This is a genomic window from Rhizobium sp. PDO1-076 (genome assembly GCF_000247475.1).
In the GTDB taxonomy this organism is placed as follows: domain Bacteria; phylum Pseudomonadota; class Alphaproteobacteria; order Rhizobiales; family Rhizobiaceae; genus Allorhizobium.
The window spans coordinates 1-26,990 of the sequence record NZ_AHZC01000398.1 but is presented as its reverse complement, the minus strand read 5'-3'; the positions used below and the strand labels follow the sequence as shown (position 1 = coordinate 26,990).

Annotated in this window: 20 protein-coding genes; 13 read left to right on the top strand and 7 right to left on the bottom strand. The window is 62.9% G+C overall.

Translation table 11 applies throughout. From position 1 onward, the window contains the following. The 3 genes from PDO_RS20865 to PDO_RS20855 form a co-directional block, all read left to right on the top strand. The coding region (locus tag PDO_RS20865) for a Ppx/GppA phosphatase family protein (RefSeq protein ID WP_007606507.1) at positions 1 to 1,270 on the top strand (1,270 nt) is incomplete at its 5' end. 3 nt (positions 1,271 to 1,273) lie between these two features. Further along, positions 1,274 to 2,065 (top strand): RlmE family RNA methyltransferase, encoded by a 792-nt coding sequence (locus tag PDO_RS20860; RefSeq protein WP_007606506.1) that lies wholly within the window; start codon positions 1,274 to 1,276, stop codon positions 2,063 to 2,065. Between the two features lie 62 nt (positions 2,066 to 2,127). After that, positions 2,128 to 2,508, top strand: a complete 381-nt coding sequence (locus PDO_RS20855; RefSeq protein WP_007606505.1) for a VOC family protein — start codon at positions 2,128 to 2,130, stop codon at positions 2,506 to 2,508. 15 nt (positions 2,509 to 2,523) lie between these two features. On the opposite strand, the gene PDO_RS20850 is transcribed toward PDO_RS20855, so the two are convergent. Beyond that, positions 2,524 to 3,930, bottom strand: a complete 1,407-nt coding sequence (locus PDO_RS20850) for a DHA2 family efflux MFS transporter permease subunit (protein ID WP_007606504.1) — start codon at positions 3,928 to 3,930, stop codon at positions 2,524 to 2,526. Between the two features lie 265 nt (positions 3,931 to 4,195). Between PDO_RS20850 and PDO_RS20845 the strand changes: the two genes are divergently transcribed. Beyond that, positions 4,196 to 5,179, top strand: a complete 984-nt coding sequence (locus PDO_RS20845) for an MBL fold metallo-hydrolase (protein ID WP_007606503.1) — start codon at positions 4,196 to 4,198, stop codon at positions 5,177 to 5,179. A 78-nt stretch (positions 5,180 to 5,257) separates the two neighbouring features. On the opposite strand, the gene PDO_RS20840 is transcribed toward PDO_RS20845, so the two are convergent. Then, positions 5,258 to 5,569: a DUF1476 domain-containing protein gene (locus tag PDO_RS20840; RefSeq protein WP_007606501.1), complete on the bottom strand. Its 312-nt coding sequence runs from the start codon at positions 5,567 to 5,569 to the stop codon at positions 5,258 to 5,260. Between the two features lie 309 nt (positions 5,570 to 5,878). Between PDO_RS20840 and guaB the strand changes: the two genes are divergently transcribed. From guaB to adhP, 4 genes are all read left to right on the top strand, one after another. Further along, a complete protein-coding gene (gene guaB, locus PDO_RS20835) occupies positions 5,879 to 7,369 on the top strand; it encodes an IMP dehydrogenase (RefSeq protein ID WP_007606499.1) in 1,491 nt (496 codons plus the stop codon). 89 nt (positions 7,370 to 7,458) lie between these two features. Then, entirely contained in the window at positions 7,459 to 7,875 is a 417-nt protein-coding gene (locus PDO_RS20830; protein ID WP_007606497.1) for an MAPEG family protein, read from the top strand. Positions 7,876 to 7,958: 83 nt separating this feature from the next. After that, complete coding sequence (locus PDO_RS20825) at positions 7,959 to 8,834, top strand: dienelactone hydrolase family protein (RefSeq protein ID WP_007606495.1); 876 nt, start codon at positions 7,959 to 7,961, stop codon at positions 8,832 to 8,834. A gap of 200 nt (positions 8,835 to 9,034) precedes the next feature. Then, entirely contained in the window at positions 9,035 to 10,063 is a 1,029-nt protein-coding gene (gene adhP, locus PDO_RS20820) for an alcohol dehydrogenase AdhP (protein ID WP_007606493.1), read from the top strand. 79 nt (positions 10,064 to 10,142) lie between these two features. On the opposite strand, the gene PDO_RS20815 is transcribed toward adhP, so the two are convergent. Both PDO_RS20815 and PDO_RS20810 read right to left on the bottom strand, forming a co-directional pair. Further along, entirely contained in the window at positions 10,143 to 10,604 is a 462-nt protein-coding gene (locus tag PDO_RS20815; protein ID WP_007606487.1) for a carboxymuconolactone decarboxylase family protein, read from the bottom strand. A 24-nt stretch (positions 10,605 to 10,628) separates the two neighbouring features. Beyond that, positions 10,629 to 11,129, bottom strand: coding sequence for an RrF2 family transcriptional regulator (locus tag PDO_RS20810; RefSeq protein WP_007606485.1), 501 nt, complete (start codon positions 11,127 to 11,129; stop codon positions 10,629 to 10,631). Between the two features lie 99 nt (positions 11,130 to 11,228). Here PDO_RS20810 and PDO_RS20805 point away from each other — a divergent pair, with 99 nt between their 5' ends. Next, positions 11,229 to 13,730 carry a ligase-associated DNA damage response DEXH box helicase gene (locus PDO_RS20805; RefSeq protein WP_007606483.1) on the top strand — a complete coding sequence of 834 codons (2,502 nt, stop codon included), beginning with the start codon at positions 11,229 to 11,231 and terminating at the stop codon, positions 13,728 to 13,730. Between the two features lie 71 nt (positions 13,731 to 13,801). Then, positions 13,802 to 14,524 carry a ligase-associated DNA damage response endonuclease PdeM gene (gene pdeM, locus PDO_RS20800; protein ID WP_007606481.1) on the top strand — a complete coding sequence of 241 codons (723 nt, stop codon included), beginning with the start codon at positions 13,802 to 13,804 and terminating at the stop codon, positions 14,522 to 14,524. A gap of 7 nt (positions 14,525 to 14,531) precedes the next feature. Here the strand turns inward: pdeM and PDO_RS20795 are convergent, their stop codons facing one another. The 3 genes from PDO_RS20795 to PDO_RS20785 all read right to left on the bottom strand — a co-directional run bounded on the left by PDO_RS20795 (position 14,532) and on the right by PDO_RS20785 (position 20,366). Beyond that, positions 14,532 to 15,338, bottom strand: coding sequence for a TIGR02186 family protein (locus PDO_RS20795; RefSeq protein WP_007606480.1), 807 nt, complete (start codon positions 15,336 to 15,338; stop codon positions 14,532 to 14,534). A gap of 1 nt (position 15,339) precedes the next feature. Continuing rightward, positions 15,340 to 16,257 carry a sulfite exporter TauE/SafE family protein gene (locus tag PDO_RS20790; protein WP_007606479.1) on the bottom strand — a complete coding sequence of 306 codons (918 nt, stop codon included), beginning with the start codon at positions 16,255 to 16,257 and terminating at the stop codon, positions 15,340 to 15,342. Positions 16,258 to 16,463: 206 nt separating this feature from the next. After that, positions 16,464 to 20,366 (bottom strand): peptidoglycan-binding protein, encoded by a 3,903-nt coding sequence (locus PDO_RS20785; RefSeq protein WP_007606478.1) that lies wholly within the window; start codon positions 20,364 to 20,366, stop codon positions 16,464 to 16,466. 560 nt (positions 20,367 to 20,926) lie between these two features. On the opposite strand from PDO_RS20785, the gene PDO_RS20775 reads away from it, so the two are divergent. From PDO_RS20775 to PDO_RS20765, 3 genes are all read left to right on the top strand, one after another. Beyond that, positions 20,927 to 22,720 carry an acyl-CoA dehydrogenase C-terminal domain-containing protein gene (locus tag PDO_RS20775; RefSeq protein ID WP_007606477.1) on the top strand — a complete coding sequence of 598 codons (1,794 nt, stop codon included), beginning with the start codon at positions 20,927 to 20,929 and terminating at the stop codon, positions 22,718 to 22,720. Between the two features lie 255 nt (positions 22,721 to 22,975). After that, positions 22,976 to 24,184 carry an acetyl-CoA C-acetyltransferase gene (locus PDO_RS20770; RefSeq protein ID WP_007606476.1) on the top strand — a complete coding sequence of 403 codons (1,209 nt, stop codon included), beginning with the start codon at positions 22,976 to 22,978 and terminating at the stop codon, positions 24,182 to 24,184. Positions 24,185 to 24,292: 108 nt separating this feature from the next. Next, positions 24,293 to 26,509 carry an FAD-dependent oxidoreductase gene (locus tag PDO_RS20765; protein WP_007606475.1) on the top strand — a complete coding sequence of 739 codons (2,217 nt, stop codon included), beginning with the start codon at positions 24,293 to 24,295 and terminating at the stop codon, positions 26,507 to 26,509. Positions 26,510 to 26,990: the final 481 nt, after the last annotated feature.

Genomic DNA, 26,990 nt, shown 5'->3' with positions numbered 1-26,990 from the left:
GGCCCTTGCCCGTCCCGGCCAAGTGCGCCCGCTCGCCGGCTCGCAGCCGCCTGCCGGCAAGCATGCGCCTTCCGGCAAACCGGCTTCCTCCGGCGGTCATGCCGCCGGTGCCAAGGCGCGTCCGCCCGAGATCCAGCCGCAGCCTGACAGCCAGCCGCCGCGCGTGGCGCAATCCGGTCATCACGCTGATCGGGTCCATGATCGCCCCCATCCGGATCGCAATCGTTCAACCGCCCCTGAAGGTTCGCATGACGATCTCTACGCGGCGCTCGATCTCGGTACCAACAATTGCCGCCTGCTGATCGCCCAGCCGACCCGGCCCGGCCAGTTTCGCGTCGTCGATGCCTTTTCGCGCATCGTCCGCCTGGGTGAGGGGCTGGCGGCCACCGGTCGTCTGTCGCAGGACGCCATGGATCGTGCCGTCGAGGCCCTGCGCATCTGCGCCACCAAGCTCGCCGGGCGTGAAATCCGCCGCATGCGACTGATCGCGACCGAAGCCTGCCGTGCCGCCGAAAACGGCGAGGAGTTCCTCGCCCGCGTCACGGTCGAGACCGGACTGGACCTCGAGATCATCAACCGCGAAACCGAGGCACGGCTTGCCGTGTCCGGTTGCTCGTCGCTGGTCGGCCGCGAGGCGCGTTCGGTCGTGCTGTTCGATATCGGTGGCGGTTCGTCGGAGATCGCGGTGATCCGCATCAATGAAAACCGCTCCAGCCGGCTGGCCAATCACATCACCCACTGGACCTCGCTGCCGGTCGGCGTCGTGACCCTGTCCGAGCGCCATGGCGGCCGCGATGTCACGCCGGAGGTCTTCGAGGCGATGACCTCCGAGGTTGTCGGCATGCTGTCCAATTTCGATTGCCCGCCCGTGCCGCTCGGTCCCGGCGGCGCGCCGGAAGACTTTCATCTGATCGGCACCTCCGGCACGGTCACCACGCTTGCCGGCGTGCATCTCGACCTGCCGCGCTACGATCGTCGCAAGGTCGATGGTGTGTGGCTGTCGGATGACGAAGTCACGGCCATGCAGGCCAAGCTTCTGTCCTGGGATTTTGCCGGCCGTGCCGCCAATCCATGCATCGGGCCGGATCGTGCCGATCTGGTCCTGGCCGGCTGTGCCATTCTCGAGGCCATTCGCCGCCGCTGGCCGTCGACCCGCATGCGGGTTGCCGACCGCGGCCTGCGCGAAGGCCTTTTGACCGACATGATGGCGGATGACGGCGTTTGGCGCCGCGGCCGCAATCGTCGCCCACCACATTTCAGGGAGCGCTGAGCCATGAGCAAGCCACCGATCGGCGGCAATCGCACCGGCCGCAAACTTGGCCAGAAGGTCAAGAAGGGCAAGCTGAAGGCCTCGTCCAGACGCTGGATCGAGCGCCACATCAATGATCCCTATGTGCAGCGCGCCAAGCTTGAAGGCTACCGCGCCCGTGCTGCGTTCAAGCTGCTCGAGATCGACGAGAAGCACCAGATCCTCAAAGGCGCTCGGCGCATTATCGATCTCGGAGCTGCCCCGGGCAGCTGGTCGCAGATTGCCGCCAAGGTCACCGATTCCACCGACGACGACATCCGCGTCGCCGCCATCGACTTCCTCGAGATGGCGCCGCTTCCGGGCGTCAAGATCCTGCAGCTCGACTTTCTCGATGATGATGCGCCGCGCCAGCTGATGGAGGCCGTCGGCGGCACGCCGGATCTGGTCATTTCCGACATGGCCGCGCCGACCACCGGTCACCAGAGAACCGACCATCTGCGCACCATGCATCTGTGCGAGGTCGCGGCCTATTTTGCCGTCGAAGTTCTCGGCGAGGGCGGGCATTTCCTTGCCAAGACCTTCCAGGGTGGCACGGAAAAGGACCTGCTCAACATGCTCAAGCAGAATTTCCGCCAGGTCCTGCATAACAAGCCGCCATCGTCGCGCTCGGAATCGGTCGAGATGTTCCTGCTTGCCAAGGATTTCAAGGGCAAGCGCATCGGCCTGGATACACGCAATCTCGAGCACGGCGAAGACGATGGCGAGTTCGCCTACGATCCGCGTGAGGATGCGCCGGCCGACGAGAACCAGGACTGACCGGCTCAGAACCGGCGGGCAACCAGGAGACTACAGTCTCAACAGGACGGGAAAACGCAAGGATGCTGCTTTACATCACCCTCGGCTCCACCGATCTTGTCCGCTCGCAGGTTTTCTATGATGCCGTGCTGGCAACGCTTTCGGTGACACGCCGCGTGACTGAAGACGATGAACTCGGCTACGGCAGCGAAGCGGACAGCCGCTGCCGGCTCTGGGTCCTGACGCCCGTCAATGGCAGGCCGGCAACCTTCGGCAACGGCGCAATGACGGCGCTTGATGCGCCAAGCCGCGCTGCGGTCGATGCCTTCCATGCGGCAGCGCTCGCCAATGGCGGCACGGACGAGGGGGCTCCCGGCCTCAGGCCCTATCACGCAAGCTTTTATGCCTGCTATGTCCGCGACCCCGACGGCAACAAGCTGTCGGCCGTGTGCGAGACGCCGTGAACGGCGATCACAGCATCATTTCACCGCAACGGTCTCAGTCTCGGTGGGTCGGCGATAGTCGGAGACCGCCGATCCGACATCGCGGGGTAGCCCGAAAAACGGGATGATTGCGAAGACGGAAAGGCCCGCCACGACTGCGAAGGCGACGTGGAAATCACCGAGCGACAACGGACCGCCCGACAGCGTCGTGCTGGTTTCGAGAATGGCGGCCGCCACGGCAACCCCGAGCGCCAGGCTGATCTGCTGTAGCACCGATGTCAGCGACGTGGCCTGGCTGGCATGCTGGTCATCGATCTCGGCATAGCCGAGCGTGTTGACGCCGGTGAAGAAGAAGGACCGGAAAAAGCCGCCGATCAGCAGGAACGCCATGATCACCGCGATCGGCGTAGCCGGCGTGAAGAACGCATTGGCGGCGGTCGTCAACGTGCCGCCCAGGCCGGCCGCGATCAGGATATTGCGGAAGCCAGCAGCCGCAAAGACGCGCCGCGCTACGAATTTGGTGGTGATCGCGCCGACCGCTGCAATGAAGGTGGTCATGCCGGATTGAAAAGCGCTCATCCCGAAGCCGAGTTGCAGCATCAGCGGCAGCAGGAACGGTGTAGCGCCTGCTGCCAGCCGAAAACCGGTGCCGCCGATGATCGAGGCGCGGAAACTGCGATTGGCAAACAGGCTGAGGTCGAGCAGCGGTGCCGCGTGCCGGCGGGCATGGCCGACATAGAGCAGCAGGCACAGCAGGCCGGTCACCGTTGCACCGATGCCGACGATGATCGGCAGGCCCGGCAGGCTCATCACGGACAGTCCGAAGACCAGTCCGGAGGCGGCGATCGAACTGAGCGCGAAGCCTTTCCAGTCGATCGGTGCGGTGGCCACCGGGTCGATCTCGGGCAGGTAGATGCTGGAGAGCCATAGGCCCGCCAGGCCGATCGGGATATTGATCAGGAAGATCCAGTGCCAGCTGAAGAAGGTGGTGATGAAGCCACCGACCGGCGGTCCGGTGATCGGGCCGAGCAGGCCGGGAATGGTCAAGAGCGCCATCGCCGAGACCAGGTCGCTGCGTTTCGTCGTGCGCAACAGCACGAGACGTCCCACCGGTGTCATCATCGCGCCACCGATGCCTTGCAGGAACCGCGCCGCGACAAAGGTGGTCAGCGAGCCGGAGATGGCGCAGAACACCGAGCCCAGCATGAAGACGACGATCGCCGCGCGGAAAATGCGTTTTGCACCGAAGCGATCCGCCATCCAGCCGCTGATCGGGATGAAGATCGCCAATGCCACCATATAGGCGGTCAGTGCCAGCTTCAGGGTGATAGGGCCGACATGCAGATCGGCGGCAATCGTCGGCAGTGCCGTGGCGATCACCGTGGAATCCATCTGCTCCATGAACAGTGCAACGGCAAGGATCAGCGGTGTGATGCGGTTCATCGAATTGTCCTGGGGAATGCGGCGGGCAGGGTGTGTGGAGCGTCTTCTATCCTATTCGCGACCGCTGCGAAATCGTCTCCCGCGCGTTCGCCACCGGATGATGAGCTGCCCAGCAGACATGCCTGAGCGGCACCGATTGTTCCATGTCTCTTCGAATCTGCGGATCACGATGGTGTGAGGCGACTTTCCTCCGGCGCCGGCAACCCTATCTCGCCACGAGAGCTTGGCTTGCCGGGCAGAGGAGTGTTCAACGAGGGAGTTTTCAATGATTTCGCTAAAGAGAAGAATGTTGCTGGGTGGCGCGGGTGTCGCTCTGGCATCGCCGATGATCATGGCCGCGGCGAGCGCGCAGACCGGAGCCGATACCTCGATGGATATCAATCATGCCATGCCGCCCGAGACCCATCGATTCAAGGTCGGCACGTTCGAGATCGTCGTCGTCAAGGATGGCGCGCGTCCCTCGGACAATCCGCAGGAGATATTCGGCACCAACCAGACGCCGGAAGTCGTCGGCGCTCTGCTCGAAGCCAATTTCCTGCCTGCCGACAAGTTCGTCAACAGCTTCTCGCCGACCCTGGTCAACACCGGTTCGGATGTCATCCTGTTCGATACCGGCTTTGGCGAAGCCGGCCGCGCCAATGGCAATGGCCGTTTGCTGGAAGGGCTGACCGCTGCCGGCTACAAGCGCGAGGACGTCACCATCGTCGTGCTCACCCATCTGCATGGCGACCACATCGGCGGCCTGATGGAAGGCGGCGCGCCGGCCTTTCCCAATGCGCGTTATATCACCGGCCAGACGGAATATGATTTCTGGGTCGATCCGGCCCGCGCCGGCACACCGGCCGAAGGCGGTCACAAGGGCGTGCTCGCCAATGTAAAGCCGCTGGCCGACAAGATGACCTTCATCGGCGATGGCGGAGAAGTCGTGTCCGGCATCACCGGCATGGCCGCCTTCGGCCATTCGCCGGGCCACATGATCTACAGTGTGGAATCGGAAGGCCGACAGCTCGTCCTGACCGCCGATACGGCAAACCACTTCGTCCTGTCGTTGCAGCGCCCGGATTGGGAAGTGCGGTTCGATATGGACAAGACTGCTGCCGCCGCAAGCCGCAAGAAGGTCTTCGACATGCTGGCAACCGACAAGCTCGCCTTCCTCGGTTATCACATGCCGTTCCCGGCGGTCGGCTATGTCGAGAAGGTCGACCAGGGCTACCGCTTCGTGCCCAAGGCCTATCAGTTCGACATCTGACCGGATTGGGTCAGAAACCTGAAAAAGGCCTGCATCGCGAGATCGCGTGCAGGCCTTTGAATGTCACGACAGCAGCAATTACCGGCCCTTGTAGAGATCCTCGGCTGCCGTGCGCAGCATCGAGACCATGCGGTCCTGAATGTCGGTGTCGAGCACGGCCACGCCGGCAGCATCGAAATCATGGCGCAGGCGTTCCAGCACCTTGTGCTCGCCTTCGACCGCCGTCATGGCCAGTTCCTTTGCATAGGCCTCGCCGTCGCCGTCGCCGATCACGGATGCCGCCCAGAGGCCGATCAGCGCATTGCGGCGTGCTTCCGTCTTGAACAGGAGTTCCTGATCGCGGGCAAATTGGTTCTCATGCGCAACTGCGCGTTTTCTGATTGCTGTCATGTGTCGTGTCCCCCGTTTTGATCTTGCTTTTTATTCAGATGCCGGCCGTTTTCGGCGCGATCCAGGCTCTTCTAGCGGAGAACACTTGAAGATCTCTTCATTAGCATGATTTAATTCCCGTTAAACGCGAGTTTTGATCGCGGCAGGCGCAGAAATCCGGGCGTTACGGGTGAAATCCATTTTGCTATTCCCTTCCTGTCATGAACGTGTTACCAGCCCTCGCCAACTTCCAAGCAGTTTTTGCAGGAGCAGCCGGACGTATATTTCGTCCCGGAGCCTCCGGCTTTTTATCAAACGAAGGAAATGGCAATGGCACGCATCGTAATTTCGGCAACCGGCGCAGAAGCGCTTACCTTCGACGATGTGCTGCTGCAGCCCGGCCATTCCGAGATCATGCCGGGTCAGACCAATATCGCCACCCGCATTGCCAAGGACATCGACCTGTCGCTGCCGATCCTGTCGTCGGCGATGGACACCGTCACCGAAAGCCGTCTGGCGATTGCCATGGCACAATCCGGCGGCATGGGCGTCATCCATCGCAATCTGACTCCGATCGAGCAGGCCGAAGAGGTCCGTCAGGTCAAGAAATTCGAAAGCGGCATGGTCGTCAACCCGGTCACCATCGGCCCGGATGCGACGTTGGCCGAAGCGCTGTCGCTGATGAAGTCGCATGGCATTTCCGGCATTCCGGTCGTCGAGAACGGTGGTCGCCCGGGCCGCCTTGTCGGCATCCTGACCAACCGCGACGTGCGTTTCGCGTCTGATCCGAGCCAGAAGATCCACGAGCTGATGACCCATCAGAACCTGATCACCGTCAGGGATGGCGTCGAGCAGCAGGAGGCAAAACGCCTGCTGCATACCCATCGCATCGAAAAGCTGGTCGTGGTCGACAATGAAGGCCGTTGCGTCGGCCTGATCACCGTCAAGGACATCGAGAAGTCGCAGCTCAATCCCCATGCCGCCAAGGATGCGCAAGGCCGCCTGCGCGTCGCCGCCGCCATCTCCACCGGTGACGATGGCCGCGAACGCGCCGAGCGCCTGATCGAGGCCGGCGTCGACGTGATCGTCGTCGATACCGCCCACGGCCATAGCCAGAAGGTGCTGGACGCGGTTGCCGAAGTGAAGAAGATGTCGAACGCCATTCGCATCATTGCCGGCAATGTCGCCACCAGCGAAGGCACCCGCGCCCTGATCGACAGCGGTGCCGATTGCATCAAGGTCGGCATCGGCCCGGGCTCGATCTGCACCACGCGTATCGTCGCCGGCGTAGGCGTTCCGCAGCTTGCAGCCGTGATGGCGGCGGTCGAGGAAGCCAACAAGCACGGCATTCCTGTCATCGCCGATGGCGGCATCAAGTTCTCCGGCGACGTGGCCAAGGCTATTGCCGCCGGCGCATCGGCCGTCATGGTCGGCTCGCTGCTCGCCGGCACCGACGAAAGCCCGGGCGAAGTCTATCTCTACCAGGGCCGCTCCTTCAAAGCCTATCGCGGCATGGGTTCTGTGGGCGCCATGGCACGCGGCTCGGCGGATCGTTACTTCCAGGCGGAAGTGCGCGACACGCTGAAACTGGTGCCGGAAGGCATCGAAGGCCAGGTTCCCTACAAGGGTCCGGTTTCGGCTGTGCTGCACCAGCTCGCCGGCGGCCTGAAGGCCGCCATGGGTTATGTCGGCGGCAAGGACATCAAGGATTTCCAGGAAAAGGCCACCTTCGTGCGCATTTCCGGCGCCGGCCTGCGCGAAAGCCATCCGCATGGCGTGACGATCACCCGCGAAAGCCCGAACTATCCGGGCGGTCCATGATTTCTGCAAGCCGCTAGAGATATTCAAGGCCCGAAGTCGGCAACGACCTCGGGCTTTTTCATGACAGTGATTTGAACAAGGATTTTGCCATGACCGGTTTTGAAATGTTCTGGCCCCTGGTCGCCCATGTCTTCCTCGTCTTCTGCCTCTACGCGCTGCTGGTCCTGCGCCGGAGCCAGGTCGTGCGCTCGGGCAAGGTGGAGCGTATCGCCTTTCGCGAGAACCTGGCCGAGCCCGAGGAAAGCCGCGTGGTCAACAGATCGATCGCCAACCAGTTCGAGCTGCCGATCCTGTTTTATGCCGTCTCGATTCTGCTCTACATCACACAAGCCGACAATCTGGTCGCCGTGGTGCTGGCCTGGTTCTTCGTCGCGACGCGTTGCGCCCATGCCTATGTGCATGTCTTCGGGAACCGGCTGCATCTGCGCCGGCCGCTGTTCGGCCTGGGCTTTGCGGCGCTGTTTGCCCTCTGGGTCTGGCTTGTGGCGTGGATGGCCTTTTCGTGAACCTGTGGTAACGCAGTTTTGTCTGGGCTTGGCAGCCGCCACGCCTATCTTTCCCGGTGTTGAATTCAACGTGGGAGAAGAACATGGACAAGCCGAAGATTACCCAGGCGATGATCAACGCCTATGATGAATACACCCACCTGACGCTCGATCGCCGTGGTTTCATGGAAAAGCTGACCCGGCTCGCCGGCACCGGTGCTGCGGCCGCCGCCATCATGCCGCTTCTGGCCGCCAACCAGGCGAATGCCACCATCGTTCCGGAAGCCGATGATCGTCTCGAAGCGCAGGACATCACCTATCCGGGTGCCGGCGGCGAGATGAAAGGCTATCTGGTGATGCCCAAGGGTGCGACCGACAGGCTCCCGGCCGTCATCGTCATCCATGAAAACCGCGGCCTCAACCCGCATATCCGCGATGTCGCCCGGCGCATGGCGCTGGAAGGCTTCGTGGCGCTTGCGTCGGATTTCCTCTCTCCCTTGGGCGGCACGCCGGAAAACGAGGATCAGGCCCGCGAAATGTTCTCCGGCCTCGACATGGTCGCGACCGTTGCCAATGGCGAGGCGACCCGCGCTTTCCTCAGCCGTCATGAAAAGACCAATGGCAAGGTCGGCGCGATCGGCTTCTGCTGGGGCGGCGGCATGGTCAACCGCATGGCGGTTGCCTCGCCGGAACTGGGAGCCGGCGTCGCCTATTATGGTGCCCAGGCGCCGGCTGAAGACGTGCCGTCGATCAAGGCGCCGCTGATGTTGCACTATGGCGGGCTCGACGAGCGCATCAATGCCGGCATCGACGCCTACAAGGCAGCGCTCGATGCCAATGGCAAGACCTATGAGCTGTTCGTCTATGACGGCGTCAACCACGCCTTCAACAACGACACCTCGTCGGCCCGCTACGACAAGGCCGCCGCCGATCTCGCCTGGTCGCGCACGGTCGAGTTTCTCAAGAAGAACCTCGCCTGAGCTTGCCGGCGGGGGGGAAATCTCCCCCGCCACCTTGGCTCAAGACTGTTTCATGTCATTTCGATGAAATTGCCGACAGATTGACACTGATCAATCGCCTTCTCTCCATACGCGCATAGTCTCCTGTCATACCCGCCGGGCGATCCCGCGGGGTATGGCCCATGCAATGGGGCAATCGTCAAATTTGACTGGAGGATATGATGGCATCGACAATGAAAGCTGCGGTGGTGCGTGCGTTCGGCAAGCCGCTGGTAATTGAAGAACACCCCATCCCCGAACCCGGTCCGGGCCAGATCCTGGTGAAATACGAGGCGACGGGCGTCTGCCATACCGACCTGCATGCCGCCAACGGCGACTGGCCGGTCAAGCCCAATCCGCCGTTCATTCCCGGCCACGAAGGCACAGGTTATGTCGCCAAACTGGGTGCCGGCGTCTCCCGCATCAAGGAAGGCGACCGCATCGGCGTGCCTTGGCTGCACACCGCCTGCGGTTGCTGCAATCCTTGCCGGACCGGCTGGGAGACCCTGTGCGGCAGCCAGCAGAACACTGGCTATTCGGTCAACGGCACCTTTGCCCAATATGGCCTCGCCGATCCCGATTTTGTCGGCCGCCTGCCGGACAATCTCGAATTCGGCGCGGCAGCCCCGATCCTCTGCGCCGGCGTCACCGTCTACAAGGGCCTGAAGGAAACCGAAGTGCGCCCCGGCGAATGGGTCGTCATTTCCGGCATCGGCGGTCTCGGCCACATGGCCGTGCAATATGCCAAGGCAATGGGCATGCATGTCGTCGCTGCCGACATTTTTGACGACAAGCTGAAGCTCGCCAAGGACTTGGGTGCCGATATCGTCGTCAATGGCACGGCCGGGGATGCGATCGAACAGGTGCAGAAGGCAACCGGCGGCGTGCATGGCGCGCTGGTCACGGCTGTGTCGCCCAAAGCGATGGAACAGGCCTATGGCTTCCTACGCTCGAAGGGCACGATGGCGCTGGTCGGCCTGCCGCCGGGCTTCATCTCGTTGCCGGTCTTCGAGACGGTGCTGAAGCGCATCACCGTGCGTGGCTCGATCGTCGGCACCCGCCAGGATCTCGAGGAGAGCCTGCAATTTGCCGGCGAGGGCAAGGTGGCCTCGCATTTCTCCTGGGACAAGCTCGAGAACATCAACGACATCTTCAAGCGCATGGAAAAGGGCCAGATCGACGGCCGTATCGTGCTCGACCTGGCGGCCTGACCGCCAGTCGGTCTGCAAACGAGGCAAGGCGGCGCAGAAATTGCGCCGCCTTCCAATCTATTGTCTTTCGGGACCGACCTCAGGCCGCTGCGCGCGGCTTGTCGATCGGATGCTGAAAGCGGAAGCCGACGGCGAGCCGGTTCCACACATTGATGGCACCGATTGCCACTGTGATATTGGCGATTTCGGTTTCGCTGAAATGCGCCTTCAGGGCCTCGAAGTCAGCGTCGGGTGCGCCGGTGCCGGCAAGGTTCGTCACCGCATCGACCCAGCCGAGCAGGGCGCGTTCGCGGGCCGAATAGACCGGCGATTCCCGCCAGACCGACATCATGTTGGTCCACTGCTCGGACAGCCCGTCATGGCGGGATTCCTTGATATGCATGTCGACGCAGAAGGCACAGCCGTTGATGATCGAGGCGCGCAGCTTGATCAGGTGGATTTCCGAGCGGGCAAGGCCGCTGGACTGAACGTAGTTTTCCAGGCCGAGCACGGCCTTGAAGGCGGCGGGTGCTGCCTTCTGCATATCGAGACGGGGATGCATGATGGTTCCTTTCAGGATGGCCCTTCAGCGGGCGGCTTTGCGTTCGTTGATGTCGAGGAAGGCACAGCCGCGTGCGGCAATTCCCCCATCGTCTGTTGCCGTCAGATCGTTGATTAGATCCGCGATGCTGGTTTTCTTCAGTTCCGAGCGGTAGGCCCGCTCCGCCGCCAGCATCGCGGCGGCAATTCCGCAGGGTTTGTCGAAATACCGGGCGGGAAGGGGATTGGGCCCCCGCTGGCGGATTTCGTTACAGCGAAAGGCCGGTTGTGGTCCTTCCACGGCAATGACGATGTCGAACAGGGTGATCTCATCGGCTGCCCGGCCGAGGCGATAGCCGCCCTTCGGGCCGGGAACGGTGGCAACCAGCCCGGCAGCAGACAGCGCCTGCAGATGTTTCAGCAGATAGCTCGGCGACACGCCATGAAACTCCGCAAGGGCTGCTGCCGAAAGCGTGCTGCCCTCTTCAAGGCTGGCCAGCATCGTCATGCAGTGGATGGCCTGTTCTATGCCGTCGCTGAGTTTCATCACTTGCTCCTTTATCGTGGATAATATTTATCCGTGATTATTGCGGTTGTCAAGGACGCTTCTTTTTCGCCGCCACTGCGCTAGGTTGAGAGAGTGTTGATGAATCACGCCGCCGAGATTTTTCTGCCTGCCCCCTTCCTTCGCTGGTTTGGCGAAAAGGGCTGGCAGCCGCGCGCCCATCAGCTGGAATTGCTCACCCGCGCACGGTCGGGCGAAAGCCTGCTGTTGATCGCCCCGACCGGTGCCGGCAAGACGCTCGCTGGCTTCCTGCCGGCGCTCACCGAACTCACCGAGCGCGGCAAGCTGCCTCCGGGATCCGCGTTTACCGGCATTCACACGCTCTACATCTCGCCCCTGAAGGCGCTCGCCGTCGATATCGAACGCAATCTAATGAAGCCGGTGACCGAAATGGGGCTGGCTATTTCCGTAGAGAACCGCACCGGCGATACGCCGCAAGCCAAGCGCCAGCGCCAGAAGCTCAATCCACCGGATATCCTCCTGACCACACCCGAGCAGCTGGCGCTGCTGATCTCCCATGCCGATGCCGGACGTTTCTTCAAGGACTTGCGCTACGTCATCTTCGACGAACTGCATTCGCTGGTCACCTCCAAGCGCGGCCATCTTCTGTCGCTTGGCCTTGCCCGCCTGCGCCGGCTGGCGCCCGGTCTCCAGACCATCGGCCTGTCGGCAACGGTCGCCGAACCGCTCGACCTGCGCCGCTGGCTTATCGCCCAGCCGCGGGATGCAACGGCGGAATCCGGCGTGATCACCGTCGATGGGGGCGCCAAGCCGAACATCACCATCCTGGAGACGGAGGAGCGCATCCCCTGGTCGGGCCATTCGGCCCGCTATGCCATCCCCGATCTCTACAAGGTGCTGAAGGATTTCCAGACGACGCTGCTTTTCGTCAATACGCGCTCCCAGGCCGAAATGCTCTTCCAGGAACTGTGGACGGTCAATGACGATAACCTGCCGATCGCACTGCATCACGGTTCGCTCGATGTGTCCCAGCGTCGCAAGGTCGAGGCCGCCATGGCCGAAAACAAGCTGCGTGCCGTCGTCGCCACCTCGACGCTCGATCTCGGCATCGACTGGGGTGATGTCGACCTCGTCGTGCATGTCGGCGCGCCCAAGGGCGCCTCGCGGCTCGCCCAGCGCATCGGCCGCGCCAATCACCGCATGGACGAGCCGTCCCGCGCCATCCTCGTTCCGGCCAACCGGTTCGAGGTCATGGAATGTCAGGCGGCGCTCGATGCCAATTATATCGGCGCCCAGGATACACCGCCGGTCGGCGAAGGTTCGCTCGATGTGCTTGCCCAGCACGTGCTCGGCATGGCCTGTGCGGCCCCCTTTGTCGAAGACGATCTCTATGAGGAGGTGGTGAGCGCGCTTCCCTATGCAGCATTGCCGCGTGAAACCTTTGCCCGCATCGTCGAGTTTGTCGCCACCGGCGGTTATGCGCTGAAGACCTATGAGCGCTATGCCCGCATCCGCCTGACCGCCGACGGCACCTGGCGCGTCTCCAATCCGGCCGTCGCCCAGCAATACCGCCTCAACCTCGGCACCATCGTCGAGATGCCGATGCTCAATGTCCGCCTCGTCAAGCGCAATCACCTGGGCTCGATCGGCCGTGGCGGCATGACGCTCGGCAAGGTCGAGGAGTATTTCTTCGAACAGCTGACCCCGGGCGACACCTTCCTGTTTGCCGGCAAGGTCCTGCGCTTCGAGGGCATCCGCGACAATGAATGCCTTGTCTCCAATGCCTTCTCCCAGGATCCGAAGATCCCCGCCTATGCCGGCGGCAAGTTCCCGCTGTCGACCTATCTTGCCGATCAGGTCCGCGCCATGCTCGACGATCCCGCCCGCCGCGCCAAGCTTCCCGACCAGGTGCGTGACTGGCTGGCGTTGCAGCAGGAAAAATCCGTCCTGCCGAAGCGCGGCGACCTGTTGATCGAGACATTCCCGCGCGGCGAGCGCTTCTACATGGTGATCTATGCCTTCGAGGGCAGGCTCGCCCACCAGACGCTCGGCATGCTGCTCACCCGCCGCCTGGAGCGCCGGGGCGCCAAGCCGCTCGGCTTTGTCGCGACAGACTATGCGCTGGCCATTTGGGGTTTGGAGGACATGGGCTCGATGATCGCCCGCAAGGCGCTGAGCCTGTCGGATCTCTTCGACGAGGACATGCTCGGCGACGATCTCGAAGCCTGGCTCAACGAAAGCTGGATGCTCAAGCGCACCTTCCGCACCTGCGCCGTCATCGCCGGCCTGATCGACAAACGCCATCCCGGCAAGGAAAAGTCCGGCCGCCAGGTCACGGTCTCCGCCGACCTGATCTACGACGTTCTGCGCACCCACGAGCCGGACCATATCCTGATGCAGGCCACGCGACAGGATGCCGCCGCCGGACTTTTGGACATCGCCCGGCTTGCCGATATGCTAAAACGAATCAAGGGACATATCCTGCACAAACGCCTGGAGCAGATCTCGCCGCTGGCGGTACCCGTCATGATGGAGATAGGCAAGGAACCTGTCGCCGGCGATGCCCAGGAACACCTGCTGGCCTATGCCGCCGAAGATCTGATGGCGGAAGCCCTGGCGTGAACAGGCTTGGCCTGAACAGGACTGGCCCGAACAGGGCTGGCATCCGCACCGAAACACGTTAGAAGAGCCGCATGAACAGACTGGCACGGGCAATCGGTGAAGAAGAGGATGAGACACGGCGCGCAAGCCTTGTGATCGCCGGACAGCTTGGCTTTGCCGATCTGTCGGGTGCGCTCTATTTCCCCGATCTCGACCTTCTCGTCGTCTCGGACCTGCATCTGGAAAAGGCAGCCGCCTTTGCCCGTCGCGGCCAGCTCCTGCCGCCCTATGACACGCTCGCCACGCTGAAGCTGCTCGATGCGGTGATCGCCCGCTACCAGCCGAAGACCGTCATCAGCCTCGGCGACAATTTCCATGATCGCGCCGGCTCCGCCCTGATGCCGTTGCCGTTCCGCGAGATGATCGCCTCCATGGCGCGTGGCCGCGAATGGATCTGGATCAACGGCAACCATGATCCGGATGGCACCACCGATCTGCTGGGAATGTCTGCCGACGAGATCGCCCTGTCGGGCCTCACCTTCCGCCACGAGCCGTCGCTTGCCCATGGCGCCGGCGAGATCGCCGGTCATCTGCACCCCTGCGCCACCGTGCGCCGCCGGGAAAAATCCGTCCGCCGCCCGTGTTTCGCCACCGACGGCACCCGCCTGCTGATGCCGGCCTTCGGCGTCCTGACCGGCGGCCTTGACCTGCGCCACAAGGCCTTCACCGGCCTGTTTGCCCGCGCCGACCTGATCGCCCACCTGCTCGGCCGCGACCGCATCTATTCGGTACGTTTCGGCAATCTGCTCGGGTGAGACGTCTTCAGTCCTTGCGGAAGATCAGGCTCGCCAGCCAGCCGGTGATCAGCGCCAGCATCACCGAGAACATGCCGTAAAACAGCGGCTGCTGGTGGGCGGCCTGGGTGATCGCATCCTCGAGCCCGGTCTTGATCACCCGCAGCGGCAATTCCCGTTCGGTGATGAATTCGCCCGACTTGAACAGATAGGCATGCACCATATGCACCCCATCTGGAATATTCGCCGGCAGCTGCAACGTCGCCTTGAACAGGCTCGACGAGACGAAGCGCACGCCGTTCGTGTCGCCCTGGTAGAGCCCCGCCGTCTGCTTCAGACGCCGGAAGGCATCGCGGAATTCGCCGAGATTGGCGGCATTGCTCAGGTAGCCGGTCGGCGTCAGGGCCAGGTGTTCGATGCCGATGCCGAGCTGGGTCAGCGTCGCGGCGGACGCGATCTCGCTCACCGGCCGCGTGCTCGCCAGGGAATAGGAGGTCGGCATCTGCTCGAAGGTCATCGAGGTACGGTTGACCCAGATCCCGAACATCCGCTCCTTGCGCCGCACCGTTGTCCAGTCGCGCGGTCCCTCCAGCGTCACCACCACATCATACTGACCGATGGCGAGCAGCAGCTGGTCGGCATTGGCCAGCGCCCCGAAAATCGTCAGGTCTGCGCCGGAAAAATCCGAGGTGATGGCGATTTCGCTGGTCGACGTGCCGATGTCGAGCGTTTCCTGGCCGATGATCTCGGCGGCCAGCGGGTTTTGCGCCGCAGCCGGCAGGGCGGCTGCGATGCAGGCGGAAAAGGCGGCGGCTGCGATCAGCTTCATCAGCATGTCAGCCCCCGATCGCCAGAGAATAGATGTCTTCTGGCGGCACGACCAGTTCGATCGCCAGGCGCACCCCGACGGCGAGAACCAGCAGCCCGAGCAGCGCGCGCAACTGCTCGCCACGCAGCTTCTGCCCAACGCGCACGCCATATTGTGCGCCGATCACGCCGGCCACCATCAGCACGAAAGCCAGCACGATATCGACCGAAAAGTTCGTCGCCGCCTGCACGATCGTCGTATAGGCCGTGGTGAAGATGATCTGGAACAGCGAGGTGCCGACGACCACATTGGTCGGGATGCGCAGGAGATAGATCATCGCCGGTACCATGATGAAGCCGCCGCCGACACCCATGATCGAGGTCAGGATGCCGATGGCAAAACCCAACGCGAGCAGCGGAATGACGCTCAGATAGATCTTCGATTTCTTGAAGCGCATCTTGAACGGCAGGCGATGCACCCAGTTGTGCTGTCCGGGCCGCTTCAGCGAGATCGTTTCATTGCGCGATGCCCGGCGCATGGCGCGCAGGCTTTCGATCAGCATCAGTCCACCGACCGTACCGAGAAAGACGACGTAGAGCAGCGAGATGATCAGGTCGAGCTGACCAAGACGCCTCAGCCAGGAGAAGATCACCACGCCTACGGTCGCGCCCGCTAGGCCCCCGATCAGCAGGACGATGCCAAGCTTGATGTCCAGCGAGCCACGGCGGAAATGCGTGATCGCGCCCGAGACCGATGAGGCCACCACCTGGTTGGCCCCGGTTGCAACCGCGACCACCGGCGGGATGTTGTAGAAGATTAGAAGCGGCGTGATCAGGAAGCCGCCGCCGACGCCGAACATGCCCGAGAGAAAGCCGACAGCCGCGCCCATGCCGAGGATGATGAAGATATTCACCGACAATTCGGCGATCGGCAGATAGATCGTCACGCGCTGACCTCAAATGCGATTATCCGCGCTCTCGGCGCGGATCTCTGGAGACCGGATCGCGGCCCGTTTCACAAATCGTCTAAAACGGGCGCAAGTCCTTGATTGGATTTGATCCCAGGCTGGTCTTTTCTTGCGCCCGTGAGGGCTGCAAGTCAATTCTGCAGCCACCCATAAGCCCTGATTTTCCGCCTTTTATGACGGTGCCGTCATTTGTTGCGTGCGAGCAGCGCATTGACCAGTTTATCCGAAACCTGACCGGTCGGCTGTTCTCCGATCGACGTCTGGAAAGCCTTGATCGCCGTCACGGTCTTGGCACCCATCACGCCGTCCGGCTTGCCGGTGTCGAAGCCGTTCTTGTTCAGGATCGCCTGGATGTTGAAGATCGCCTTCTTCATGTCGACACTGGCCGTTTTCAGGCCCTTGCCGGCCCATTCGTCCGGTGTGTTGACGGAATTGGCATCGGTATCGACGGGCTTTGCCTTCCACAGGTCCACCTCGGCGCGGGCGCGCTCCAGCTGGTCCGGCTTCATCGCATTGGCGACCTCGTCGCGTTTCTGCGCCGCATCCTTGTCGCCTTCCTTGGCCGCCACGGCGAACCATTTGTAGGAGGCGGTGAGATCCTGCTTCACGCCATTGCCGCGCGCATAGAGGATGGCCAGATTGAACTGGCTGTCGGAAATGCCGAATTCGGCAGCCTTCTCGAACCACTCCACCGCCTTGGCATAGTCCTGCGCGCCGTCGGCGCCGGACGCAAACAGCACGGCGAGATTGTGCATCGCGCTGGCATTGCCGGCATTGGCCGCCATCTCGTAGTAGCGCTTGGCGGTCGCGATGTCGCGCGGCACGCCGGTTCCCTTTTCATACAGATTGGCCAGCCGGTACTGCGCCGGCACGAAACCACGATCGGCCGACAGCTGGTACCACTTGGCCGCCTCGGCGAAATCGCTGGTCACGCCGCGACCATCGGTATAACGCGCGCCGATCTCGAACAGCGCCACAGGATCGCCGTCCTTGGCGGCAATCGACAGCGATGGCGGGGTAATCGTCGCCGGAACCACGATGGCTGCCGCCTTGGTCTCAGCCGGCGGCGGTGCAAGCGTAGAGGTTTCGGCAGCCGGTGCGGGATTGCTGTCCAGCGCCTGCGGCGGTGCCGTCTCCGTTGGTGCCATCAGCGCTGATGCCGGTTCGGCCGCAGCCTGCGTCTCGCCGACAGTCGCGTCTGCCGCCGGTATCTCCGGTTCGATCGCGTCTGTTGCAGGCGCTGTCGTTGCCGGCACCTCCGGCGCAGCGGTCGTTTCAAGGCCGGGAACGGCCATCGCGGCCTCGGTCGGGGCAGCACTGGTGTTGATGGTCGTGGACGCATCGGCAGCCGTGGTGTCCAGGGTCGCAGTGTCGATTGCGCCGGGCGCCTGCTCGATCTGGCTGTTTTCGTCTGCCGCAGGCGCCTCGATCGGCGCTGGCTGCTGGCTGTCGCTGTCGTCGCGCGTCAACGTGTTGATCAGCGGCATGGCCATGGCAGCCAGCAGGATCGCGCCGACGGCCATCAGGATCGGCCGGCGGTAGCGACCGAAGAGGGATGCCTTTTCCGCGCCCGTAGCCGTGGCCTTCGCCTTGGCACCGGCAACGGCGCGTGCCGCCGGCGGCGCCTTCTGCGCGCGGTCCATTTCCATCGCGGCGGCCTGGGCGGCGCGTCGGGCGGCAGCGATATAATCGGTCCGATCGGTGCCGTCCTTGCCGCTGGCGTCGTTGCGCGGTGCCTGCTGGCTGGCGCGAACCCGTTCCAGGATCTTGCGCACGTCGGGTGCGCCCGAACCTGGCTCCAGCAACTCGTTGTCTTCATCGGCCGAAACCATGTCGACCGGATCGATCGAGGGAACCGGATCGATCAACTGCCGGGTCTCGGCTGGCTTCGGCTCCTTCTTCGAGGGCAGAAGCTTCTTGCCCAGTCCGGCAAGCAGGCTCGGCTTGGCCGGTTTCTTTTCGTTTCTGGCAGACTGGATGACCGGCAGGGCTGTCATCGTTTCGGCAAAGGCATCGGCGGCTGCCTGCAATTCGGCATCGATCGGGTGGGCTTCGGTGACGGCCGCTTCGGTTGTCGTCGCCATCTCGGCCATGACCGGGTGGCGTACAGTCCCGGAGCGTACCGGCTCCGCGTGCGCCGGCTCCGGGCGTCGGTCCTGATGCTGGGCAATCGGAGCCTGTGCAAACAGAGCGGGTTCATGCCTCTGGGCGCCGTCCTGCAATTCGTCGAGACGGCCGGCAATCTGCACCAGCGTCCCATGCAGGGCTTCAAACGTGCGGTGGGTCCGCTCTTCCGAATTGCGCGAGAAGTCTTCGAGTTGCCGCAGGTGGTCCGACAATGCCGTGAGCGCGCTGAGGTCGGCCGTGCTTGCAGCGGAAGACGATCCGCGATGAGCAAAATTCGCCATCACCGTCTCGGCAGCCTGTCGGGCGGCTTCGATAATGTATTCGTCGCTGGTTGCGACATAGTCTTCCAGTGCCGAAATCCGCCCTGCGACTTCCGGATCGTTCGACGGCTGGCTGATCAACATCGACAGATGGGCGATCTGCTCTTCGAGCCCACGCAGGCTGGCGCCGTCGGACGCCGGCGTGGATGCGCTGGTTTCCTCGAGCCGGTAGACGACGGCATTCAGCCGGTCTTCCAGGTCGCGGAATGCGCTGTCGTCGATCTGTGCGGTGGCGGCCACCGGCAGATCCAGTTCCTCGATCCGTCGTGCCAGAACCTCGAGCCTGTCGGCCAGCCGATCGTTGACCGATCCGTTGTCCAGTGCGTCGATCTTGCGTGAAATGTCGGCGAGATAACCCGTCAGTTCCGGGGCCGGCACCGGCGTCTGTGTTCTCTCCAGCATGTAGGAGAGCTGGTCGAGACGGTCTTCCAGCGGCGCGGTGCTCTGGCTGGTCGACAGCTGTTCGATGCGCATCGTCAACAGCTCGAGCCGATGGGCCAGTTCGTCCGAGGCATCCGTCTGCGGATCGCGGCGGTCGTTCAAGACTTCGATCTGTCGGGCAAGGCCGGCCAGCCGGTCTTCCAGCCGGTGCAGGGTGGCCGTGTCGGTGCTAGCCGTCGTGCTGCGGCTGCCGGCGGCGATCGCCCTTGTGATTTCGTCGAGGCGCATGTCGATGCCGGCAAACTGCTCCATCACCATGCGTTCGTTCGGGTCGATATGCGCGCCGATATGCTCGAGGGCGGCCGCGACCGTGATCAGCTTTTCTTCCAGCGCGCGGATGGCGCGCGTGTCCCCCATCGTGCCGAGATGCGCCTTGATATCGTCCAGCCGGTCTGCCAGCCGGATGATCTCCTCGCGCATCGCCGATGTGTCGAGTTCGCCGAGACGTACCTCGACATCGCTCCAGCGACGCTCCATGCGCGCAACGGAATCCTCGCGGGCCAGGCCATCCATCAGCGAGCGCAACTCGTTGAATTCCGCCTGCAACCCATCGGCACCCGGCGCCTTGGCGGCATCGAGCTGTTGAATGCTGTCGGCAAGCTTGGCGAAGTCGGCGCGCATGTCCTCGTTCGGCCGGCTTTCCTCGGCCAGTGTTCGAATGCTGCGCATCTCGTGGCGCAGGCCGGCAATCTCGCGTGCCATGCTCTCGGCAATGTCCTGCTTCAGTTCCTGGCGCAGACCGAGCAGCGCCTCGGTAATGTCACGGCTGCCGATTTCGGCCCGGCGATCGGAGCGCGTGGCAAAGCGGTCACCCCCCATCTCGCGCAGCGACTGAGGTGTCTCGCGCAGCGGCGGAAGCGGCTCGCGGTAGGATGGTGCTGGTTCCCGCAGCGCAGGTTGCGCAGTTGCAGCAGGCACGGCAGTCTCGCTGCGATAGGGGGTGCGCTCTGGCGCCCGGTTGCGGCTTTCTTCCAGCAGGCGCTGGCGTTCGCGGATTTCCGCCAGCGGATCGCGAAACTCGCGCTGCGGCCTGGAGGACGGCTCCGGCGCACGCGACTTCGGCTCTTCCACCGGACGGTTGCGTCCGCCTTGACCGATCAGTCCGTCGATCCGCGCCTCGAGACCCTCGATGGTACGACTCAACGCGTCCAGCGAGGATGTGCCGCCGGGACGTTGAGAGGGTGATCGAGATCCGTTCATGGTTCTGCTCGCTTCGATGATGGCCGACGGTTACTCCGCTCGGCTGCGTCTGCCGCTGTCGAGCCTTTGTTCCGAGCGTCTTGTTCTTGTCCCGCCTGTCTTTTCGGTTGTTTCCGAAGGACGTGGCAGCGACGGGTGCAAGGCACGCGGATCGCCAGCTTTCAAAAGCAACCTTTCATGAAACATGGTAAAGAAGCCGTTAACCCGGCCCTAAAAAACTTTAACTTTCTCTGAAATGCCCCGCGCAAGCAGCACCTGCCAGCCTGCACTCCGTGCGATCGCATCGAAGAGGATTTGCTCAGACTTTTGCGCCATGCTGCTGACGTGGAGTTGCAGCCAGAGTTTTGGGCAAAGTTGTAGTCAGAGTTGCAGCTGGAGCAGGGGCGAGAATAGCAGCCGGTGCAAGCGCTGGCGGGAGGAAGGTGCAGGGGAGGGTGCCGGTTGCCATCGGTAAAATATGGGCGACCCATAAATTTTGACGTTTACGCGCACGTCAATTATTTGTATAAGCTAGAACCAGTCCGATATCTCGGAACCATGTCTTTGGAGGAAGATACCCGATGCCTGTCTACAAGGCCCCCGTAAACGATACGCTTTTCATCCTGAACGACGTGCTCGGCTTCGACCGGTACAACAATCTGCCGGGCTTCGAGGACGCGACCCCGGATATGGTCGAGGCGATCGTCGGCGAAGCCGCCAAGCTGGCCGAGGAGCAGCTCTTCCCGCTCAATCTCTCCGGCGACCAGGAAGGCTGCACCCGCCACGACGACGCCACGGTCTCCGTGCCCAAGGGTTTCAAGGAAGCCTATGACGCCTATTGCCAGAGTGGTTGGCTCGGCCTTGCTGTCCCGCCGGAGTTCGGCGGCCAGGGCCTGCCCTACACGCTGCATGTCGCCGTCGGCGAATACATGTCGTCCGCCAATATGGCGTTGATGATGTATCCTGGTCTGACCCAGGGCGCGATCGCCGCCATTCTCGTGCATGGCTCCGATGCACAGAAGCAGACCTATCTGCCCAAGATGGTCGAAGGCACATGGTCCGGCACCATGAACCTCACCGAACCCCATTGCGGCACCGATCTCGGCCTGCTGCGCACCAAGGCGGATCCGCAGGCCGATGGCTCCTACAAGATTTCCGGCCAGAAGATTTTCATCTCCGCCGGCGAACACGGCATGACTGACAACATCATCCATCTGGTGCTCGCCCGCATCGAGGGCGCGCCGGAAGGCACCAAGGGCATCTCGCTGTTCATCGTACCGAAGTTCATGGTCGGTGACGATGGCTCGGTCGGTGCCCGCAATGCCGCCACCTGCGGTGCCATCGAACACAAGATGGGCATCCACGGCAATTCCACCTGCGTGATGAACTATGACGAGGCGACCGGATATCTGATCGGCGCCGAGAACAAGGGCCTCTCGGCCATGTTCGTCATGATGAACGAGGCCCGCCTCGGCGTCGGCCTGCAAGGCCTGTCGATCGCCGAAATCGCCTACCAGAATGCAGCAAATTATGCCCGCGAACGCATCCAGGGCCGCTCGCTGTCCGGCGTCAAGGCATCGGAAAAGAAGGCCGATCCGCTGATCGTGCATCCCGACATCCGCCGTACGCTGTTGACCATCAAGTCGTTCAACGAAGCTGGCCGCGCCTTTACGCTGTGGACCGCGCTCAAATCCGACGTCGCCCATCGCTCGGGCGATGCCGCCGAGAAGCAGACGGCCGACGATATCCTCGGCCTGATGACGCCGATCCTGAAGGGCGTGCTCACCGACAAGGGCTTCGACCATGCGGTCATGGCCCAGCAGGTCTTTGGTGGCCATGGCTATATCGAAGAACACGGCATGAGCCAGTATGTCCGCGATGCCCGCATCGCGATGATCTACGAAGGCGCCAACGGCATCCAGGCGCTTGACCTCGTCGGCCGCAAGCTTGGCGCTAATGGCGGTCGCGCCGTCATGGCGCTGTTCAAGGAAATCGGTGATTTCTGCGAGGAAAACCGTGTCGACGAAAGCCTGTCTTTCTACACCAAGAGCCTGAAGAAGGGCTTGAACGATCTGCAGGCGGCAACCATGTGGTTCATGCAGAACGCCATGGCCAAGCCCGACAATGCCGGCGCCGGTTCGACCGACTACATGCATCTCTTCGGTGTCGTAGTTCTCGGCTACATGTGGGCCAAGATGGCGAAGGCCGCCAACGAGGCCCTTGCTGCGGGCACCGGCGACGCCGATTTCTACCGCAACAAGCTGCTGACCGGCCGTTTCTACATGGAAAAGGTCATGCCGGAGACCGCATTGCGCAAGACCCGCATCGAAGCCGGCGCCGACAGCCTGATGGAAATGGCCGCCGACGCGTTCTGACCGTCTTCTTCCCCTCGATAGGAGAAGACGGACGAAGGCCGGTTGAGGGGGCTTCAGCGCCCGCCAGCGTTGTGGCTGTCCCTCACCCAGCCCCTCTCCCCGTTCGCGGGGAGAGGGGATTGCCGGCGCCGACGACACACATGCCCTTCGCCCCTTGGACGCGCAGAAGGGCTGAGCAGGCGGACGAGCGGCCGTTATGAGATGGCCACAACAGTTTTCAAGGCGCTTCGCGCGCCGCAAGGGAGATGAGAAACAATGACCGAAGCCTATATCTACGATCACGTGCGCACCCCGCGCGGCCGTGGCAAGAAGGACGGATCGCTGCACGAAGTGCCGACGCCCAGGCTTGCCGCAAAGACGCTTGAAGCCCTGCGCGACCGCAACGGTCTCGACACGTCCACGGTCGACGACATCATCTTTGGCTGCGTCGACCCGGTCATGGAAGCCGGTGCCGTGATCCCCAAGGCCGCCGCCTTCGAGGCCGGCTACGCCTTTTCCGCTCCCGGCATCCAGATCTCGCGCTTCTGTGCCTCCGGTCTCGATGCCGTCAACCTTGCCGCCGGCAAGGTCATGGCCGGGTCCGACGACATCGTCATCGCCGGCGGCGTCGAGAGCATGTCGCGTGTCGGCATGGGCATGTCGGGCGGTGCCTGGTACATGGACCCCTCGGTCAACTTCCCCGGCTATTTCATGCCGCAGGGCGTGTCCGCCGACCTGATCGCCACAAAGTATGGCTTCTCCCGCGACGACGTCGATGCCTATGCGGTCGAGAGCCAGAAGCGCTCGGCCAATTCGTGGGAAAAAGGCTACTTTTCCAAGTCCGTCATCCCGGTGAAGGATGGCAGCGGTCTGGTGATCCTCGATCGTGACGAGCACATGCGCCCGACCACCGACATGCAGTCGCTCGCCGGCCTCAACCCGTCCTTCCAGATGCCCGGCGAAATGGGCGGCTTCGACGCCGTCGCCATCCAGGCCCATCCGGAAATCGAGAAAATCAACTATGTGCACCATGCGGGCAATTCGTCCGGCATCGTCGATGGCGCCGCAGCCGTGCTGGTCGGCTCCAAGGTCGGCGGTGCGAGCATGGGCCTCAAGCCCCGCGCCCGTATCCGCGCCTTCACCAATATCGGCTCCGACCCGGCCCTGATGCTGACCGGGCCGGTCGACGTCACTGAAAAGCTCTTGAAGCGTTCCGGCATGACGATCGCCGACATCGACCTGTTCGAGTTGAACGAGGCCTTTGCCGCTGTCGTCCTGCGCTTCATGCAGGCCTTTAACGTCAGCCACGACGTGATGAACGTCAACGGCGGCGCGATCGCCATGGGCCACCCGCTCGGTGCCACCGGCGCGATGATCCTCGGCACCGTGCTCGACGAACTGGAACGCCGCGACTTGAACACCGCGCTGGTCACGCTCTGCATCGGCGCCGGCATGGGCACGGCGACGATCATCGAACGGGTTTGAGGCAATCTCAACCCCTTCCCACAAGGGGGAGGGGCTTAACCCCGCCGGATCGCACCGGATTTGGAGCGGCGGCGACATCAGAGAATTCAAGGGAAGAGGAATCCCATCATGAGCACCTACAAGAACTTCACCGTTGAAACCGACGCCGACGGCATTGCCCTGGTCACCTGGGATATGCCCGACAAGTCGATGAACGTCTTCACCGTCGAGGTGATGGACGAGATCGAGAAGATCCTCGACCAGACCGTCGCCGATGCGAACGTCAAGGGCGTGGTCTTCACCTCCGGCAAGTCCAGCTTTTCCGGCGGTGCCGATCTCACCATGATCAAGGGCATGTTCTCCATGCTCGAGGAAGAAAAGACCAAGGATCCGGCCGGAGCGGTCCAGAAGCTGTTCGACGCCGCCGGTCGCATGACCTGGCTGTGGCGCAAGATCGAAACCAATGGCAAGCCATGGGTGTCGGCGATCAACGGCACCTGCATGGGCGGCGCCTTCGAGCTGTCGCTCGCCTGCCACGGCCGCGTCGCCTCCAATGCCAAGTCGGTCAAGCTGGCACTGCCCGAGGTCAAGGTCGGCATCTTCCCCGGCGCCGGTGGTACCCAGCGTGTCGCCCGTCTCGCCAATACCCAGGATGCCCTGCAGATGATGACCACCGGGTCGAGCCTGACGGCCGCCCGCGCCAAGGCCATGGGCCTGGTGCACCAGGTCGTCGAGCCGGGCGAACTGATCAATGCCGCCAAGCAGATGATCAAGGACGGCCTGAAGCCTGTCGCCCCCTGGGACGAAAAGGGCTTCAAGGTTCCCGGTGGCGGCATCTGGACGCCGGCGGCTGCCCAGCTCTGGCCGGCCGCATCCGCCATCCTGCGCCGCGAGACTGCCGGCAACTATCCGGCAGCGCTTGCCATCCTGAAAAGCGTTTATGAGGGCCTGCAGGTGCCGTTCGACACCGGCCTGCGCATCGAGCAGCGTTATTTCACCGAGATCGTCCAGACCACAGAAGCCTTCTCGATGATCCGCTCGCTGTTTGTCTCGATGCAGGAGCTGAACAAGGGCGCCCGCCGCCCGGCCGGCCAGCCGAAGTCGAAGATCGCCAAGGTCGGCGTCGTCGGCGCCGGCTTCATGGGCGCTTCGATCGCCTATGTGACGGCCGCCGCCGGCATCAACGTCGTCCTGATCGACCGCGACATGGAGGCAGCCGGCAAGGGCAAGACCCATTCCGAGGGACTTGTCGCCGGTGCTGTCGGCAAGGGCAGGCTTACCAAGGACGAGGGTGAAAAACTGCTGTCGCTGATCACCCCGTCGGATGACTACGCCACGCTCGCCGATGCCGATCTGGTCATCGAGGCCGTCTTCGAGGATCGCGACGTCAAGAAGGCCGTCATCGAGAAGGTCGAGGCGGTGCTTCCCGAAGGGGCGATCTTCGCCTCCAACACCTCGACCCTGCCGATCACCGGACTTGCCAAGAACGCGAAGCGTCCGACCGATTTCATCGGCATCCACTTCTTCTCGCCGGTCGAGAAGATGATGCTGACCGAAGTCATCCTCGGCAAGGAAACCGGCGACAAGGCGCTTGCCGTGGCGCTCGACTACGTTGCCGCAATCAAGAAGACGCCGATCGTCGTCAACGACACCCGTGGCTTCTTCGTCAACCGCTGCGTCCTGCGCTACATGGCGGAAAGCTACAACATGCTGATCGAAGGCGTACCGCCGGTGATGATCGAAAATGCCGCCAAGTTTGCCGGCATGCCGGTCGGTCCGCTGGCGCTCAACGACGAGGTGGCGATCGACCTCTCCTACAAGATCCTCAAGGCCACCGTTGCCGATCTCGGCGACAAGGCCGTCGATCCGCGCCACATGGAACTGGTCTCGCGCATGGTCGAAAAGGAAGAGCGTTTCGGCCGCAAGAACGGCAAGGGCTTCTATGACTATCCGGCCAAGCCGGCCAAGAAGCATATCTGGCCGGGGCTGAAGGATCTGCATCCGCAGCAGAAGCCGGAAGATGTCGACGTCAAGACGCTGCAGCAGCGTTTCCTGGTGACGATTGCGCTGGAAGCGGCCCGAACGGTCGAGGAGGGCATCGTCACCGATCCGCGCGAGGCCGATGTCGGCTCGATCCTCGGCTTCGGTTTCGCGCCCTATACCGGCGGTGCGCTGTCCTATATCGACGGCATGGGCGTGAAGACCTTCGTAAGCCTCTGCGAACGGCTTGCGAAGGACTACGGTGCGCATTTCACCCCGACGCCGCTGCTCACCGACATGGCCGCCAAGGGCGACACCTTCTACGGCCGGTTCGATCCCTATGGCGAGGCAGCCAAGGCGGCCTGAGGTCACCAGGATGGCTAGCGAAAAGGCGGCTTCGGTCGCCTTTTTTGCGTTTGGCGAGGGGTGAGTTGGTGGCTGGTGTTTGTTCGCTCACTGTGCGTGTGGGCCTGTGCATCGGCAACACCCCCCTCTGGCCTGCCGGCCGTTCGACACTGCAAACAATTCACTGGATCGTTTGCTCTGCTGCGCAGACCGTTCCTCACCCCCCACAGGGAGGGAGATTGGCGTGGGGTTGGCCGCTCACCCAACCGCATACCTTGGGCAATTGAGGCGGGTATAACGAGCCTCTGTTCCTTGTCGGTTCTTCTGTTCGCCTCGGCATCTCGGTCACCATTCTCGCCCTTGCACTGCGGTCTCGGTGATCTCCCCCCGTAGGGGGAGATGTCGGCGGAGCCGACAGAGGGGGGCGCACTGGCTCTGGCGTGTACGTTTCCAAGCTCGATCCCCCACTCTCATCAATCAAAACCTTCAAAAATCCCATGCC

Coding starts and splice junctions, on each gene's coding strand:
- PDO_RS20815 (WP_007606487.1), bottom strand. CDS start 10,604: ATGCATCCCCGTCTCGATATGCAGAAGGCAGCACCCGCCGCCTTCAAG.
- adhP (WP_007606493.1), top strand. CDS start 9,035: ATGGCATCGACAATGAAAGCTGCGGTGGTGCGTGCGTTCGGCAAGCCG.
- PDO_RS20845 (WP_007606503.1), top strand. CDS start 4,196: ATGATTTCGCTAAAGAGAAGAATGTTGCTGGGTGGCGCGGGTGTCGCT.
- PDO_RS20785 (WP_007606478.1), bottom strand. CDS start 20,366: ATGAACGGATCTCGATCACCCTCTCAACGTCCCGGCGGCACATCCTCG.
- PDO_RS20805 (WP_007606483.1), top strand. CDS start 11,229: ATGAATCACGCCGCCGAGATTTTTCTGCCTGCCCCCTTCCTTCGCTGG.
- PDO_RS20830 (WP_007606497.1), top strand. CDS start 7,459: ATGACCGGTTTTGAAATGTTCTGGCCCCTGGTCGCCCATGTCTTCCTC.
- PDO_RS20775 (WP_007606477.1), top strand. CDS start 20,927: ATGCCTGTCTACAAGGCCCCCGTAAACGATACGCTTTTCATCCTGAAC.
- PDO_RS20855 (WP_007606505.1), top strand. CDS start 2,128: ATGCTGCTTTACATCACCCTCGGCTCCACCGATCTTGTCCGCTCGCAG.
- PDO_RS20795 (WP_007606480.1), bottom strand. CDS start 15,338: ATGCTGATGAAGCTGATCGCAGCCGCCGCCTTTTCCGCCTGCATCGCA.
- PDO_RS20840 (WP_007606501.1), bottom strand. CDS start 5,569: ATGACAGCAATCAGAAAACGCGCAGTTGCGCATGAGAACCAATTTGCC.
- PDO_RS20770 (WP_007606476.1), top strand. CDS start 22,976: ATGACCGAAGCCTATATCTACGATCACGTGCGCACCCCGCGCGGCCGT.
- PDO_RS20810 (WP_007606485.1), bottom strand. CDS start 11,129: ATGAAACTCAGCGACGGCATAGAACAGGCCATCCACTGCATGACGATG.
- pdeM (WP_007606481.1), top strand. CDS start 13,802: ATGAACAGACTGGCACGGGCAATCGGTGAAGAAGAGGATGAGACACGG.
- guaB (WP_007606499.1), top strand. CDS start 5,879: ATGGCACGCATCGTAATTTCGGCAACCGGCGCAGAAGCGCTTACCTTC.
- PDO_RS20765 (WP_007606475.1), top strand. CDS start 24,293: ATGAGCACCTACAAGAACTTCACCGTTGAAACCGACGCCGACGGCATT.
- PDO_RS20850 (WP_007606504.1), bottom strand. CDS start 3,930: ATGAACCGCATCACACCGCTGATCCTTGCCGTTGCACTGTTCATGGAG.
- PDO_RS20825 (WP_007606495.1), top strand. CDS start 7,959: ATGGACAAGCCGAAGATTACCCAGGCGATGATCAACGCCTATGATGAA.
- PDO_RS20860 (WP_007606506.1), top strand. CDS start 1,274: ATGAGCAAGCCACCGATCGGCGGCAATCGCACCGGCCGCAAACTTGGC.